Source organism: Sabulicella flocculans, assembly GCF_045449635.1.
GTDB lineage: Bacteria > Pseudomonadota > Alphaproteobacteria > Acetobacterales > Acetobacteraceae > Roseococcus.
On sequence record NZ_JBJJBR010000001.1, the window covers coordinates 328852 to 344132 of the forward strand.

The 15281-nt window shown below is 72.2% G+C and carries 12 protein-coding genes; 7 read left to right on the forward strand and 5 right to left on the reverse strand.

Annotated elements, in window-relative coordinates:
- Positions 1–4 precede the first annotated feature (4 nt).
- Positions 5–787, reverse strand: a complete 783-nt coding sequence (otnI, locus tag ACI6QG_RS01675; RefSeq protein WP_407022820.1) for a 2-oxo-tetronate isomerase — start codon at positions 785–787, stop codon at positions 5–7.
- Between the two features lie 87 nt (positions 788–874).
- Positions 875–2059 (reverse strand): pyridoxal-phosphate-dependent aminotransferase family protein, encoded by a 1185-nt coding sequence (locus tag ACI6QG_RS01680; protein WP_407022821.1) that lies wholly within the window; start codon positions 2057–2059, stop codon positions 875–877.
- Between the two features lie 127 nt (positions 2060–2186).
- Between ACI6QG_RS01680 and ACI6QG_RS01685 the strand changes: the two genes are divergently transcribed.
- From ACI6QG_RS01685 to ACI6QG_RS01715, 7 genes are all read left to right on the forward strand, one after another.
- On the forward strand, positions 2187–5030 hold the full coding sequence (locus ACI6QG_RS01685) for an FAD-binding and (Fe-S)-binding domain-containing protein (protein ID WP_407022822.1): 2844 nt from the start codon (positions 2187–2189) through the stop codon (positions 5028–5030).
- Entirely contained in the window at positions 5027–5593 is a 567-nt protein-coding gene (locus tag ACI6QG_RS01690) for a DUF924 family protein (protein ID WP_407022823.1), read from the forward strand. Before ACI6QG_RS01685 ends, ACI6QG_RS01690 begins: the two co-directional genes overlap by 4 nt.
- A 12-nt stretch (positions 5594–5605) precedes the next feature.
- Positions 5606–6214 carry a glutathione S-transferase family protein gene (locus ACI6QG_RS01695; RefSeq protein ID WP_407022824.1) on the forward strand — a complete coding sequence of 203 codons (609 nt, stop codon included), beginning with the start codon at positions 5606–5608 and terminating at the stop codon, positions 6212–6214.
- 221 nt (positions 6215–6435) lie between these two features.
- A complete protein-coding gene (locus ACI6QG_RS01700) occupies positions 6436–7176 on the forward strand; it encodes a DUF1194 domain-containing protein (RefSeq protein ID WP_407022825.1) in 741 nt (246 codons plus the stop codon).
- A gap of 28 nt (positions 7177–7204) precedes the next feature.
- A complete protein-coding gene (locus tag ACI6QG_RS01705; protein WP_407022826.1) occupies positions 7205–7906 on the forward strand; it encodes a glutathione S-transferase family protein in 702 nt (233 codons plus the stop codon).
- A 4-nt stretch (positions 7907–7910) separates the two neighbouring features.
- Complete coding sequence (locus ACI6QG_RS01710) at positions 7911–8549, forward strand: VOC family protein (protein WP_407022827.1); 639 nt, start codon at positions 7911–7913, stop codon at positions 8547–8549.
- A gap of 114 nt (positions 8550–8663) precedes the next feature.
- Positions 8664–10028 carry a PleD family two-component system response regulator gene (locus ACI6QG_RS01715; RefSeq protein WP_407022828.1) on the forward strand — a complete coding sequence of 455 codons (1365 nt, stop codon included), beginning with the start codon at positions 8664–8666 and terminating at the stop codon, positions 10026–10028.
- 29 nt (positions 10029–10057) lie between these two features.
- Here ACI6QG_RS01715 and rpmG read toward each other — a convergent pair whose 3' ends face one another.
- The 3 genes from rpmG to topA form a co-directional block, all read right to left on the reverse strand.
- Positions 10058–10225: a 50S ribosomal protein L33 gene (gene rpmG, locus ACI6QG_RS01720; RefSeq protein ID WP_407022829.1), complete on the reverse strand. Its 168-nt coding sequence runs from the start codon at positions 10223–10225 to the stop codon at positions 10058–10060.
- A 65-nt stretch (positions 10226–10290) separates the two neighbouring features.
- Positions 10291–12513 carry a ribonuclease R gene (gene rnr / locus ACI6QG_RS01725; protein ID WP_491630712.1) on the reverse strand — a complete coding sequence of 741 codons (2223 nt, stop codon included), beginning with the start codon at positions 12511–12513 and terminating at the stop codon, positions 10291–10293.
- A 67-nt stretch (positions 12514–12580) separates the two neighbouring features.
- Complete coding sequence (topA, locus tag ACI6QG_RS01730) at positions 12581–15277, reverse strand: type I DNA topoisomerase (protein WP_407022831.1); 2697 nt, start codon at positions 15275–15277, stop codon at positions 12581–12583.
- Positions 15278–15281: the final 4 nt, after the last annotated feature.

Here is a 15281-nt window from a genome sequence, read left to right on the forward strand (position 1 = left end):
GCCGTCAGTGTCCCCGATGCTTCTGCCACCAGCCCAGCCCGGCCAGCGTCTCGCCCTTGGGCCGGTACTCGCAGCCGATCCAGCCGCGATAGCCCATGGCGTCGATGGCGTCGAACACGAAGTCCCAGCGCACCTCGCCGGTGCCGGGCTCGTTGCGGCCGGGCGTGTCGGCCACCTGCATGTGCGCGATGAGGGGCAGCAGGTCCCGCGCCCGGCGCGTCACGTCGCCCTCCGTGACCTGGCAGTGGTAGAGGTCGAACTGCAGCCCCACGCGGTCCGGGCCCAGCGCCTCGATCACCGCCTTCGCCTCGGCGGTGGTGTTGAGGAAGAAGCCCGGGATGTCGCGGTGGTTGATGGGCTCGATCACCGGCTTGACGCCGGCGGGCACGCAGCGCTCGGCCGCCCAGTCCAGGTTGGCGGCGTAGCAGCCCAGCAGCGTGTCGCGCGCCGCGCCAGCCGGGGCCAGCCCGGCCATCACGTGCAGCCGGGGGCAGCCCAGGGCGGCGGCGTAGTCCAGCGCGCGGCTGATGCCGTCGCGGAACTCCGCGCGGCGCTCCGGCAGGCAGGCCGTGCCGCGCTCGCCGGCGTTCCAATCGCCGGGCGGGGCGTTGAACAGCACGTTGGCCAGGCCGTTGTCGGCCAGGCGCCTGGCGATCTCGGCGGCCGGGTGCTCGTAGGGGAACAGGAACTCCACCGCCTCGAACCCCGCCGCGCGGGCGGCGGCGAAGCGGTCCAGGAACGGCACCTCGTTGAACATCATGCTGAGGTTGGCGGCGAATTTCGGCACGGGGCACCCCTTCCGGTGAAGCGGCGCGAAGGCTAGGCCGCCGCGCCGGGAGCGTCCATCGCGCCCCGCGGCGCGATGGCTCCGCAATCAGGCGTTGCCGGCCAGGTAGTCCATCGCCGCCCGCGCGCCCACCGGCTTGTGCGGCACGCCGGCCAGGCGCAGCCCCATTTCCACCCCGCTCAGCGTGCCCATCAGCGCCAGGTCGTTGAAGTCGCCCAGGTGGCCGATGCGGAAGACGCGGTCGTTCAGCTTGCCCAGCCCGTTGCCGAGCGACATGTTGAACTTCTCCAGGATGGCGGCGCGCAGCCCGTTGGCGCTGTGCCCCTCCGGCAGCCGCACGGCGGTGAGCGCGGAGGAGTAGTGCCGCGGCTCGTCGCACTGGATCTCCAGCCCCCAGGCGCGCACGGCGCGGCGCGTCGCCTCGGCGTGGCGGTCGTGGCGGCTGAACACCTCGTCCAGCCCTTCCTCCAGCAGCATGTCCAGCGCGGCGTCCAGGGCGTAGAGCATGTTGGTGGCCGGGGTGTAGGGGAAGTAGCCGGTGGCGTTGGCCGCGATCATCGGCTTCCAGTCCCAGAAGGAGCGCGGCAGCTTCGCCGTCTCGCTGGCCTTCAGCGCCTTGGCGGAGACGGCGTTGAAGCTCAGCCCCGGCGGCAGCATCAGCCCCTTCTGCGAGCCGGCCACCGTCACGTCCACGCCCCATTCGTCGTGGCGGTAGTCGATGGAGCCGAGCGAGGAGATGGTGTCCACCAGCAGCAGCGCCGGATGCTTCGCCGCGTCCATCGCCTTGCGCACCTCGTCGATGCGCGAGGTGCAGCCGGTGCTGGTCTCGTTGTGCACCACGCAGACGGCCTTGACCTCGTGGCCCTTGTCGGCGCGCAGGTAGGCCTCGATGGCGGCGGGGTCGGCGCCCTGGCGCCAGTCGCCCTGCAGGAACTCGGGGCGCAGGGACAGGCGCTCGGCCATCTCGCGCCACAGGGTGGCGAACCAGCCGGTCTCGCACATCAGCACGCGGTCGTTGGGGGACAGGGTGTTGACCAGCGCCGCCTCCCACGCCCCGGTGCCGGAGGCGGGATAGATCACCACATGGCCCTGCGTCTTGAAGACGTGCTTCACCTTGGCCAGCAGCTGCATCCCCAGCTTGCCGAAATCCGGTCCCCGGTGGTCCATGGTGGGGTTGTCCATGGCGCGCAGCACGCGGTCGGGCACGTTGGTGGGGCCGGGGATCTGCAGGAAGTGGCGGCCGGCAACGGGCTTGCTCTGGTAGTAGGCCATGGGGCGGGGCTCCTCGTCTCGGCGTCCTCATGCCCCGGCGCGGGCCGCGGCGCCAACGAGTTCCGCTTCTGCCGCCGATGAGGATTATCCATCTGACGGCGCGCCGGGGGCGGGGTAGAAGGCGGGCATGAACGCCATCGCCGCCCGCATCGGGGATTCCCGCCTCGCCGACCGCCTGCGGAAGGAGACGGAGGGCGAGGTGCTGTGGTCCGCCGCCGACCGCGGGCGCTACAGCACCGACGCCTCCATCTACCAGGTCGAGCCGCTGGGCGTGCTGGTGCCGCGCAGCGCGGCCGACGTCGAGGCCGCCATGGCCATCTGCCGCGAGGAAGGCGTGCCGGTGCTGCCGCGCGGCGGCGGCACCAGCCAGTGCGGGCAGACGGTGAACCGCGCCCTGGTGCTGGACTGCACCAAGCACCTGCGCCGCGTGCTGTCCGTGGAGGGCGACACCGCGCGGGTGGAGCCGGGCATCACCCTGGGCGCGCTGAACGAGGCGCTGAAGCCGCGCGGCATGTTCTTCCCGGTGGACCCCTCCACCTGGGCGCGCTGCACCATCGGCGGCATGGCCGGCAACAATTCCTGCGGCTCCAAGTCCATCCGTTACGGGCTGATGGCCGACAACGTGCGCGCGGTGGACGCCATCCTCGCCGATGGCTCGCGCCACCTCTTCGGCGAGAACGCGCCCAACACCGACCTCGTGGCCCGCCTGCACGCGCTGGGCGAGCGCGAGGCGGGGGAGATCGCCGAGCGCTTCCCGCCGGTGCTGCGCCGGGTGGGCGGCTACAACCTGGATGCGCTGACGCCCGACGCCCGGCAGAACGGCCGCGGCAACCTCGCGCGGCTGCTGGTGGGCAGCGAGGGCACGCTGGCCTTCTCCGCCGCGCTGGACCTGAAGCTGTGGCCGATCAAGCCGCGCAAGGCGGTGGGCATCTGCCAGTTCCCCACCTTCCGCCGCGCCATGGAGGCGGCGCAGTACCTCGTGCAGCTCGACCCCGAGGCGGTGGAGCTGGTGGACCGCACGATGATCGAGCTGGGGCGCTCCATCCCGCTCTACCGCGCCACCATCGAGTCCATGCTCATCGGCGAGCCGGACAGCCTGCTGATCGTGGAGTTCCACGGCCATGACGACGCCGCGCTGCTGCGCGGGCTGGATGCGCTGGACGACATGATGGCCACGCTGGGCCTCGGCGGGCAGGTGGTGCGGGTGACGGACGCCGCCCAGCAACTGGCGGTGGCCGAGGTGCGCGAGGCGGGCCTGAACATCATGATGAGCATGAAGGGCGACGCCAAGCCGGTCTCCTTCATCGAGGACTGCGCCGTCCCGCTGGAGGACCTGGCCGACTACACCGAGCGCCTGACCGCGGTGTTCGACCGCCACGGCGTCAAGGGCACCTGGTACGCCCATGCCTCCGTCGGCTGCCTGCACGTGCGCCCGGTGCTGAACATGAAGGATGGCGAGGACGTGCGCCGCATGCGCGCCATCGCCGAGGAATGCTTCGCCCTGGTGCGCGAATACAAGGGCAGCCATTCCGGCGAGCACGGCGACGGCATCGTGCGCAGCGAGTTCCACGAGCCGATGTTCGGCGCGCGCATCACCCGCGCCTTCGAGGCGGTGAAGGACAGCTTCGACCCCCAGGGCCTGCTGAACCCCGGCCGCGTGGTGCGCGCCCCGAAGATGGATGACCGCACCCTGTTCCGCTACGCCCCCGACTACGCGCCGGCGCCGGTCACGCCCGTGCTGGACTGGAGCGAGCACCCCGGCGGATTCCTGGGGGCGGCGGAGATGTGCAACAACAACGGCACCTGCCGGAAGTTCGACGCCAACGTCATGTGCCCGAGCTATCGCGTCACCCGCGACGAGCAGCACCTGACGCGCGGCCGCGCCAACACGCTGCGCCTGGCGCTGTCCGGCCAGTTGGGGCCGGATGCGCTGGCGAGCGACGAGGTGGCCGACGCCATGGCGCTCTGCGTCTCCTGCAAGGGCTGCAAGCGCGAATGCCCCACCGGCGTGGACATGGCGCGCATGAAGATCGAGGTGCTGGCGGCGCGGCGGCGCGCGCACGGGCTGCGCCTGAAGGACTGGGCGCTGGGCCGGCTGCCGCGCATCGCCCGCTGGGCCGCCCTCGCGCCCTTCATCCCCAACGCCGTCATGCAGGTGAAGCCGCTGCGCCGCTGGCTGGAGAAGCGCGCCGGACTGGCGGCGTCGCGCAAGCTGCCCGCCTTCACCTGGAACACCTTCGACGACGTTGAGGCGCGGGGCGGGCAGGGCGAGGCGGTGCTGCTGTTCGCCGACAGCTTCAACCGCCATTTCGAGCCGGAGAACTTGCGCGCCGCCGTGCGCGTGCTGGCCGCGGCGGGCTACGCCGTGCAACCGGCGCAGCACCCTGCTGAGTCGCGGCCCCTCTGCTGCGGGCGCACCCTGCTGGCCGCCGGCATGGTCGAGGAAGCCCGCGCCGAGGCTCGCCGCACGCTGGAGGCGCTGGATGACGGCACGGAGCGCCCGATCATCGGCCTGGAGCCCTCCTGCCTCTGCACCCTGCGCGACGAGTTCCCGGCGCTGCTGCCGGGCGAGGCGGCGCAGCGCGTCGCCAGGCGCGCCAGGCTGGCCGGCGAGGCGCTGGCCGGCCGCCTGCCGGCGCTGCGGCCGGCGGAGGCCAGCGCGCACATCCACGGCCACTGCCACCAGAAGGCCTTCGGCGCCTTTCCCGATGCGGTGAAGACGCTGCGCCAGGTGCCGGGCATGGCGGTGACGCCCATCGCCTCCTCCTGTTGCGGCATGGCCGGCGCCTTCGGCTACGAGGTCGCCAACCAGGAGGCGTCGAAGGCGATGGCGGAGCTTTCGCTGCTGCCGGCGGTGCGGCAGGCGGGCGGCGCGGTGGTGGCGGACGGCTTCTCCTGCCGCCACCAGATCCGCGACCTGTCGGGGCGGGAGGCCGTGCATTCCGTGGTGCTGCTGGACCGCGCGCTGTGAGGGAGGTGCTGGATTTCTGGTTCAGCGACGGCCCCGGCACCCCCCGCAAGGCGTGGTTCGTGCGCGACGACGCCTTCGACGACGCGATCCGCCAGCGTTTCGCCGCCCTGCTGGCGCCGGCGCGCGAGGGCGTGCTGGATGGCTGGGCCGACACCGCCGAGGGCGCGCTGGCGCTGCTGCTGGTGCTGGACCAGTTCCCGCGCAACCTGCACCGCGGCACGCCGCTCGCCTTCGCCTTCGACGCCAGGGCGCGGGAGGTGGCGCGCCGGGCGGTGCTCGGGCGCCGGCAGGACCAGGCGTTGACGCCCACGCAGCGCGTCTTCCTCTACCTGCCCTTCGAGCATTCGGAGGCGATGGCCGACCAGGACCTGTCGGTGGCGCTGTTCGAGGGCCTGCGCGACTCGCCGCCGCACCGCATGCCGGGCGGCGCCATCGACTATGCGTGGCAGCACCGCCGGGTGATCCGTCGCTTCGGCCGCTTCCCCCACCGCAACGCGGCGCTCGGCCGCCCATCCACTCCGGCGGAGCAGGCCTACCTGGCCCAGCCCGGCGCGGGATTCTGAGGAAACCGAACCATGAAGCTCGTCGGCAGGATGCTGTCCCCCTTCGTGCGCCGCGTCGCGGCCACGCTCAACCTCTACGGCATGGAGTGGGAAAGCTGGCCGCTCTCCACCGCCACCGACATGGCGGAGATCATGCGGGTGAACCCGGTCGGCCGCGTGCCGGTGCTGTTCCTGGACGGCGGCGAGGCGCTGGTGGACAGCGCCGCCATCATCGACCACCTGGACGAGGTGGCGGGCGATGCCGCGCTCACCCCGCGGTCCGGCGCGGAGCGGCGGCAGGTGATGCAGGCCGTCGCCATCGGGCTGGGCGCGGCGGACAAGACCGTTGCGGCCCTTTACGAAGGCCAGCGCCGCCCGGAGGCGCTGCGCTGGCCCGAGGGGCTGGAGAAGCTGCTGGGCCAGGCCGCGGGCGGCTTCCGCGCGCTGGACTCGATGCTCGACGGGCGGCAGCACCTCGCGCTCGGCCGCCTCACCCAGGCCGATGTCACGGCGGCCATCGCCTACGACTTCGCCTGCACGGTCATGCCGGAATGGGCGGCAGGGCTGGCCCCGCGGCTGGCGGAGCTGCGGGACCGGCTGAACGCCGATGCCCGCGTCGGCGGCACGCGCTTCACCGGTTGACGGCCGGCTGAAAAATATTCCTTGACAAAGCGGGTTGGGCCTTCGCAACCGGCCGGCCCCCCGCGACCTTGCCTTGACATCAGCCCCAGGCTTCTTGTGCGATGCAGCAAAAAGGTCTTGTCATCTGACCTTCCGCACCTATCCTGAGGACACGACACGGGAGCAACGCAGCACGGCCTTTTCCGGGGGACCACGGTTTCCTGGATGCACAGGAGGGTCGGATGCTTCGTCGGAATCTTCTTCTCTCAGCCCTGGCCGCCCCCGCGGTCCTGCGCGCCGGCCCCGCCCGCGCCGCCGAGCCGGTGGACGTGGAGCTGGTGCTGGCGGTGGACGTCTCGCGCTCGGTGGACGCCGAGGAGATGGAGATGCAGATGCGCGGCTACGCCGCCGCCTTCCGCGACCCGCGCCTGGCCGAGGCGCTGATGCGCGGCCCGATCGGCGCCGTGGCGGTCACGCTGTTCACCTGGAGCGACTGGAACATCCAGGAGCACCTGGTGCCCTGGACGCGGCTGGGCAGCGCGGCCGCCTGCGAAGGCTTCGCCCGCGCGGTGGACGCCGCGCCGCGCCGCACCCACCTCTACACCTCCATCTCCGGCGCCATCGACTTCGCCTGCCGCCTGTTCGGCCAGGGCTTCGAGGGCACGCGCCAGGTGGTGGACATCTCCGGCGACGGCATCAACAACTCGGGCCGCGACCTCGCGGCGGCGCGGGATGAGGCGATGGGCCAGGGCATCATCCTCAACGGGCTGGCGGTGCTCGACCGCACGCCGCCGCCCATCGGCCTCGGCCAGATGCAGCCGCTCGACGAGTACTACCAGGAACGCGTCATCGGCGGCCCCGGGGCCTTCCTGATGGTGGCCGAGGGCTTCGAGGCCTTCGAGCAGGCGGTGCGCCGCAAGGTGATCCGCGAGGTGGCGCTGGACGCGCCGGCGGGGCCCCTGGTCGAACGCGCCTTTGCCTGATGCCCCGGGCTGGGGCAGGCTGCGGGGCATGACCTTGCGCCTGCATTCCTGGCCCACCCCCAACGGCCACAAGCTCCACATCCTGCTGGAGGAGCTGGGCCTGCCCTACGAACTGGTGCCGGTGAACATCGGCGCCGGCGAGCAGTTCCGGCCCGAATTCCTCGCCATCACCCCCAACCACCGGATTCCCGCCCTGGAGGACTCCGAGGGCCCGGACGGCCAGCCCCTGGCCCTGTTCGAGAGCGGCGCCATCATGATCTACCTGTGCGAGAAGACCGGCTCGCCCCTGCTGCCGGCCACCGGGGCGGCGCGGCACCTGTGCCTGCAATGGCTGATGTTCCAGATGGGCGGCGTCGGCCCGATGTTCGGCCAGTACAACCACTTCGCCGCCTACGCGCCGGAGAAGATCCCCTACGCCATCACGCGCTACGCCAACGAGGTGCAGCGCCTGCACCGCGTGCTGGAGAAGCGGCTGGACCAGAGCGCGTTCCTGGCCGGGGCGGAGTACAGCATCGCCGACATCGCCACCTTCCCCTGGCTCCGCAACCCGGACCGGCGTGGCATTGACCTCGATCATTTCCCCGCGGTGAAGCGGTGGCATGATGCCATCGCCGCGCGGCCCGCCGTGCAGCGCGGCGTGCAGGTGCTGGCCGAGAACCAGCGCCGCGGCCCGATGACCGAGAAGGAACGCGAGAACATGTTCGGCGCCACCCAGTTCCAGGCCCGCTGACGCCATGGCGGAGATCGACCACATCGTGCTCGGCGCCCGCACCCTCTCGGAGGGCGCGGCCCATGTCGAGAAGCTGCTGGGGGTGAAGCTGCAGCCCGGCGGCGTGCACGAGGGCGCGGGCACCCACAACATGCTGCTGGGCCTGGGCCCCGACTGCTACCTGGAGGTCATCGCCCCCGACCCCGGCCAGCCCGAGCCCGCCCACCCCCGCCTGTTCGACCTGGACGAGCCAGCGGTGCGGATGATGCTGGAAACCGGTCCGGCACTGGTCGGCTGGGTGGCCCGCACCTCGGCGATGGACGCGCTGATGGCCCGGCTGGGGCCGCGTGGCGGCGAGCTGCGCGAGATGCGCCGCGGCGACCTGCACTGGCGCATGGCCATCCCGCCGCAGCGGCAGGACATGGACAACCTGGTTCCCGCCCTCATCGAGTGGAAGGGCGAGCGCGCCGGCCGGCGGCTGAAGGACAGCCACGCCCGGCTGCTGGCGCTGGAGGCCGAGCACCCGGAGGCCGACCAAGTGCTGTCCTCCCTGGCGGACCGGGGGCTGGACGGCATGGTGAAGGTCCGGCGCGGGCCGCACCCCCGGCTGGTGGCCCGGTTGAAGGGCGCGGACGGGACCCAGCACGTGCTGTCCAGTTCATGAACTGAGCCCCGCAGGCGGCAGGATCTCCCCTTTCCCCCTTCCTCATGTTAGGAAGTTGCCCATGGCGCCGTGCATGCAACTTCCTGATGTGGGAATCTTGGCAGGGCGGCGCGCATGACGGCCCGCATCCTGGCGGTGGACGACATCGCGGCCAACCTGCGCCTGCTGGAGGCCAAGCTCGTCTCGGAGTTCTACGAGGTGCTGCTGGCCTCCTCCGGGCCGGAAGCCTTGCAGGCCGCCGCCGCGCAGCTTCCCGACGTCATCCTGCTCGACGTCATGATGCCTGGCATGGACGGCTACGAGGTGTGCCGGGTGCTGAAGGCGAACCCGCGCACCCAGCACATCCCCGTGGTGATGGTCACCGCCCTGACCGACCCGACGGAGCGGGTGCGCGGGCTGGAGGCTGGGGCGGATGACTTCCTGTCGAAGCCGGTGGACAACGCCACCTTGTTCGCGCGGCTGCGCGCGCTGCTGCGGGTGAAGCAGGTGCAGGACGCCTGGCGCCTGCGCGCCGAAACCGTGCGCGACCTGGGGGTGGATGGGCTGGACGGCGGCGCGGTGTCCATCGCCGGCGCCCGCGCCCTGCTCCTGGACGAGGAGGGGGACGAGGCCGCCGCCGTCACCGACGCCCTGGCGCAGGATGGCATCGCCGTGACGCGCGCCCATTCCCCCGAGGAATGCTGGAACGAGGCGATGACCGGCCGCTACGACCTGGCCCTGCTGTCCATGCCCGAGGAGGGGGCGGAGATGCTGCGCCTGGCCTCGCGCTTCCGGGCGCATGGCGAGACGCGCGACCTGCCGCTGCTGCTGCTGGCCGACCTGTCGCAGAAGGCGCAGGTGCTGCGCGGCTTCGACCTGGGCGCCAATGACCACGCCTTCCGCCCGCTGGACCCCAACGAGCTGCGCGCCCGCGCCCGCAACCAGGTCCGCCGCAAGCGCTACCAGGAGCGGCTGCGGGCCGAGCTGGACCGCTCGCTGGAGATGGCGGTCACCGACCAGCTCACCGGGCTGCGCAACCGGCGCTACGTGCGGCGGCACCTCGATTCGCTGCTGCGGAGCGAGGAGGTGGGCGTGCTGCTGGTGGACATCGACCGCTTCAAGTCCATCAACGACACCCACGGCCACGCGGTGGGCGATGTGGCGCTGCGCGAGGTCGCGGCCCGGCTGAAAGGGCAGATCCGCGCCGCCGACGTGGTGGCGCGCTACGGCGGGGAGGAATTCCTGCTGGTGCTGACCGGCGCGCGCGGCCCCTTCGCCATGGCCGTGGCCGAGCGGCTGCGCGAGGTGGTGGCGGACCAGCCGGTGGCGTCCGGGCGGCTGTCGCTGCCGGTGACCATTTCGGTGGGGGTGGCGACGGGCGGGCCGAACGTGCCGGCCGACGCGCTGATCGAGGCGGCGGACCGCGCCCTGTACCGCGCCAAGGCCGAGGGGCGGAACTGCGTCCGCCTCGGCAGCCTGGAGCGGACCACCGCGGACTGAGCGGCCCGCCTGGGCGGGCCGCGCCGGCCTTACTTGATCTTGCCTTCGCGGAAGACGACGTGCTTGCGGGCCACGGGGTCGTACTTCTTCAGCTCCAGCTTGCCGGTGGCGGTGCGGGCGTTCTTCTTCGTGACGTAGAAGTAGCCGGTGTCCGCCGTGCTGTTCAGCTTGATCAGGATGGTGTTGGCCTTGGCCATGGTCTGGGGTCTTCGCGCGCTGTGGAAACTCGGAACGCGCTATCTGCCGCCGCCGCCCCGCCGGGTCAACCCTTTCGCCGTCGCCGCTGCCCCTCCAGCCGCGCGGGGGCGCCGCCCAGCAGCAGGTCGAACACCATGCTTCCTGTGGTGGGATTGGCCTCGCGCAGCCGGGCTTCCACCGGGTCGCCCAGGCTCAGCACCTGGCGGGTGCGGCGGCCCATGACGCGGCGGTTGCCCTCCTCGACGATCCAGTGGTCGTCCGGCAGCGCCTTCATCGGCACGAAGCCGCTGGCGCCCGTCTCCTCCAGCGTCACGAACAGGCCGAAGGGGTGGATGCCGCTGATGCGAGCGGCGAAGGTGGCGCCCACCTTGTCGGCCAGGAAGGCAGTCAGGTAGCGGTCCACCGCGTCGCGCTCGGCCTGGGCGGCGCGGCGCTCGGTGGCGGTGATGTGCTCGCCCGATTCGACGAAGCGCGCGGCCTCGGCCTCGGTCAGCCCGTCGGTGCCCAGCTTCAGGCCGCGCACCAGGGCGCGGTGCACCAGCAGGTCGGCATAGCGGCGGATCGGGCTGGTGAAATGGGCATAGCGCGGCAGGGCCAGGCCGAAATGGCCGATGTTGTCGGGCTCGTAGGCCGCCTGGGACTGCGAGCGCAGCACCGTCTCGTTCACCATGCGCGCCTCGGGGCGGTCCTTCACGCGCTCCAGCAGGCGGGCGAAGTCGGCGGGGCGCAGCTGGCCGGCAGGGTTGAGCGACAGGCCCAGCGTGCCGAGGAACTCGCGCAGGGTGTTCAGCTTCTCGTCCGAAGGCGGCGCGTGGATGCGGTACATGCAGGGCTGGCCCAGCCGCTCCAGCTCCTCCGCCGCGCACACGTTCGCGGCGACCATGAACTCCTCGATCAGCCGGTGGCTGTCCAGCCGCGGCCGCGGCGTCACGGAAAGCACCTTGCCCTCGGGCGAGAGGTTCACCTTGCGCTCGGGCAGGTCGAGCTCGAGCGTGCCGCGCCGCTCCCGCGCCGCCAAAAGGGCGCGGAAGGCGCCGTAGAGGCGGTCCATGTGGCCGGGCGCCAGCCCCTCCGGCTCGGTGCCGGCCTCGTGGTGGGCCTGGGCGGATTCGTAGGTCAGCCGCGCGTGGGAGCGCATCAGCCCGCGGCCGAAGCGGTGGGCGTGCTTGGTGCCGGCGGCGTCGAAGCGCATCTCGACGAAGAGGCAGCCGCGTTCCTCGCCGGGCTTCAGCGAGCACCAGCCGTTGCTCAGCGCCTCGGGCAGCATGGGCACGACGCGGTCGGGGAAGTAGACGCTGTTGCCGCGTGCCCAGGCCTCGCGGTCCAGCGCCGAGCCCGGCTTCACGTAATGCGCGACGTCGGCGATGGCGACGGTGACGCGCCAGCCATCGCCGTCGGGCTCGGCATGCACGGCGTCGTCGAAGTCGCGCGCGTCCTCGCCGTCGATCGTCACCAGCGGCAGGTCGCGCAGGTCGGTGCGCTTGCCCAGGGCCACCCGGCGGGCGCGCTTGCTTTCCGCCACCGCCTCCTCGGGAAAGACATCAGGGATGCCGTGCTGGTGGATGCAGATCAGCGAGACGGAGCGAGCCTCGCCCGACATGCCCAGCCGCTCCACCACGCGGGCCGGGCGCAGGCCATAGCCCTGGGAGGGCAGGGCCTCGGCCAGCACGATCTCGCCATGGGCGGCGCCGGCATGCTCGCCCTCGGGCACCTGCCATTCGGCCTTGTGGCGGCGGTCGGTGGGGGTGATGCGGCCCTTGTTGTAGATGCCCAGCACGCGGCGCGCCTCGCCGGGCGTGCCCAGGCGCTTCAGGGTGCGGCCCTCGTATTTCTCGCCCGAGACGTGGCGCAGCCGGGCCAGCACGCGCTCGCCGGGCGCCAGGGCAGCGATGCCGCGGCGCTCGGGGTGCATGTAGATGACGGGCCGGCCCTCGCCGCCCCAGTTCACCGGGCGGGCGATGGGGTCGCCATCCGGGTCGGTGCCGGTCACCTCCACCACGGCGGTGTCGGGCAGGCGCTCGGGGGCGTGGCCGGCGCCGGGTGGCCGCGGGCGCCCTGGCGCCGGAGAGCTGGATCCGCCGCCCAGAAAGGTCTTCTTGCCCACCGGGGCGGCGGCGCCCTCGGCCTTCATCTCGCTCAGGCGCTGGCGCAGGGCGGGGCGCAGCTCGGTCGGGATGCCGAAGTGGCGGGCGATCTCGGTCTTGCCGACGCGGCCATCTGCGGTGGCCAGGAAGGCACGGATGTCCGCCGCCGAGGGCAGGGCATCGCGCGGCGCGGCGGACTTCACCCGCGCACGGGGCGGCCCCTTCGCCCTGGCCTTGTGGCCCTTGGCCGGAGGGCCGCGGCGCGCCACCTCAGCCGGCCTTCTTCTTGGCGGCGGGCTTCTTCGCCGCGGCCTTCTTGGCGGGCGCCGCCTTGGCCGCCGGAGCCTTCTTCGCCGCCGGCTTCCTGGCGGGTGCGGCCTTCTTCGGCGGCGATGCAGCCTCGGCCTTCGGCGCGGCCGCGCGGGCGGGCGCCTTGCGGCCCTTGGCGCCCTTCATCGGCGCCAGCTCCTTGCCCTTCTCGGCCAGCAGCTTCACCGCCTCATCCAGCGTCACCGCCTCCATCTCGGTGCCGCGGGGCAGGTTGGCCACGCGCTTGCCGTGCATCAGGAAGGGGCCGAAGCGGCCGCGCCGCACCTCCACCGGGCCACCGCCGGCCGGGTGCTCGCCCAGCGTCACGCCGCGCGGCTTGGCGTCGGCCAGCAGCGCCACCGCGCGGTTGAGGCCCACCGTCAGCGGGTCGTCGTCGCGGTCCAGCGTCTTGGAAAGATTGCCCATCTTCAGGTACGGCCCGAACCTGCCCAGGTTGGAGGAAATCTCTTCCCCCGTCTCGGGATGCAGGCCGACGATGCGCGGCATGGACAAAAGCGCCAGCGCGCGGTCGAGGTCGAAGCCGTCCGGGTCGGCACCGCGGGGCAGGGAGGCGCGCTTGGGCTTGGTGGGCTTGCCCTTGGCATCGGTCCCGCCCTCGCCGAGCTGGACGTAGATGCCGTAGGGCCCGCGGCGCATCGTCACCTGCTGGCCGGTGGCCGGGTCGGTGCCCAGGCTGCGGTCGGCGAAGGCATTGGCGTCGCCCTCGGCGCCCGGCACCGCCAGCGGGCGGGTGTAGCGGCAATCGGGGTAGCGCGAGCAGCCGATGAAGGCGCCGGTGCGCCCCAGCCGCAGCCCGATGCGGCCCTGGTGGCAATTCGGGCATTCGCGCGGGTCGCTGCCGTCATCGGCTTTCGGGAAGAAGTGCGGCCCCAGCTCCTCGTCCAGCCGGTCGATGACGTCGCTGATCTTGAGGTCGCCGGTGCCGTCCAGCGCGCGGGAGAAATCGGTCCAGAACTGCCGCATCACCTCGCGCCAATCCAGCCGGCCGCCGGAGATGTCATCCAGCTGCTCCTCCAGCGCCGCGGTGAAGCCGGTGTCCACGTAGCGCTCAAAATACGCGACCAGGAAGGCGGTGACGAGCCGCCCGCGGTCCTGCGGCACGAAGCGGCGGCGGTCCAGCGTCACGTATTCGCGGTCCTGCAGCACCTGCAGGATGGAGGCGTAGGTGGAGGGGCGGCCGATGCCCAGCTCCTCCATGCGCTTGACCAAGGACGCCTCGGAGTAGCGCGGCGGCGGCTGGGTGAAGTGCTGCTCGGCCGACACCTCGCCGCGCTTCAGCGGGTCCTTCTCGCGCATCGGCGGCAGGATGCGGGCGTCGTCGTCGTCGCTGTCGGCGGCGTCGTCCACGTCCTCGCGGTACAGCTTCAGGAAGCCGTCGAAGGCGACCACGCTGCCGGTGGCGCGCAGCTTGGTGCGGCCCGCGCGGTCGCTGATCTCCACGCTGGTCTGGTCCAGCTCGGCGCTCTGCATCTGCGAGGCGACGGCGCGCTTCCACACCAGCTCGTAGAGCTTGCGCTGCCGCTCATCGAGGTAGCGCGCCACCTTCTCCGGCGTGCGCGAGACGTCGGTGGGGCGGATCGCCTCGTGCGCCTCCTGGGCGTTCTTGGCGCGGCTCTGGTATTCGCGCGGGGCGGCGGGGATGTAGTCCTCGCCGAAGGCGCCCTTGATGTGGCTGCGCAGCTCGGCGATCGCCTCGCGCGCCATCTGCACGCCGTCGGTGCGCATGTAGGTGATGAGGCCGACCGTCTCGCCGCCGATCTCCACGCCCTCGTACAGGCTCTGCGCCGTGCGCATCGTCACCTGCGCGCCGAAGCCCAGCTTGCGGCTGGCCTCCTGCTGCAAGGTGCTGGTCTGGAAGGGCGGCGGCGGGTTGCGCTTGACGCGCCGCTTCTCGACGGAGGCGACGTGGAGCTCGCCGGCCTCCACCGCCGCCTTGGCCGCCATGGCCTTGGCCTCGGTGTTGAGGTCGAACTGGTCGAGCTTCCTGCCCTCGTGATGGGTCAGCCGGGCGGTGAAGGGCGCGCCGGCCGGCGTGGCCATGCGCGCGGCCACCGTCCAGTATTCGCGCGGCACGAAGGCCTCGATCTCCGCCTCGCGCTCGCAGATCAGCCGCAGCGCGACGGATTGCACGCGCCCGGCCGAGCGCGACCCCGGCAGCTTGCGCCACAGCACCGGCGAGAGGCGGAAGCCCACCAGGTAGTCCAGCGCGCGGCGCGCCAGGTAGGCCTCGATCAGCGGGGTGTCCAGCTCGCGCGGATGGGCGATGGCGTGTTGCACCGCGCGCTTGGTGATCTCGTTGAAAGTGATGCGCGACACGTCCTTGCCGCGCAGCGCGCCGGACTTCGCCAGCATGTCCTGCACGTGCCAGGAGATGGCCTCGCCCTCGCGGTCCGGGTCGGTCGCCAGGTAGAGCTTCTTCGCCCCCTTCAGCGCGGCGGCGATGGCCTTCACCTGCTTCTGGCCGCGGTCGTCGGCCTCCCAGTCCATGGCGAAGTCTTCCTCGGGGCGCACGCTGCCATCCTTGGGCGGCAGGTCGCGGACATGGCCGAAGGAGGCCAGCACCCGGTAGTCGGAGCCGAGGTACTTCTCGATGGTCTTGGCCTTGGCCGGGCTCTCGACGACGACGACGTTGGACAAGGCG

Excerpts from the sequence above, each read along its gene's own strand:
- ACI6QG_RS01680 (WP_407022821.1), bottom strand. The coding sequence starts at position 2,059 with ATGGCCTACTACCAGAGCAAGCCCGTTGCCGGCCGCCACTTCCTGCAG.
- ACI6QG_RS01685 (WP_407022822.1), top strand. The coding sequence starts at position 2,187 with ATGAACGCCATCGCCGCCCGCATCGGGGATTCCCGCCTCGCCGACCGC.
- ACI6QG_RS01695 (WP_407022824.1), top strand. The coding sequence starts at position 5,606 with ATGAAGCTCGTCGGCAGGATGCTGTCCCCCTTCGTGCGCCGCGTCGCG.
- ACI6QG_RS01700 (WP_407022825.1), top strand. The coding sequence starts at position 6,436 with ATGCTTCGTCGGAATCTTCTTCTCTCAGCCCTGGCCGCCCCCGCGGTC.
- ACI6QG_RS01705 (WP_407022826.1), top strand. The coding sequence starts at position 7,205 with ATGACCTTGCGCCTGCATTCCTGGCCCACCCCCAACGGCCACAAGCTC.
- ACI6QG_RS01710 (WP_407022827.1), top strand. The coding sequence starts at position 7,911 with ATGGCGGAGATCGACCACATCGTGCTCGGCGCCCGCACCCTCTCGGAG.
- ACI6QG_RS01715 (WP_407022828.1), top strand. The coding sequence starts at position 8,664 with ATGACGGCCCGCATCCTGGCGGTGGACGACATCGCGGCCAACCTGCGC.
- rpmG (WP_407022829.1), bottom strand. The coding sequence starts at position 10,225 with ATGGCCAAGGCCAACACCATCCTGATCAAGCTGAACAGCACGGCGGAC.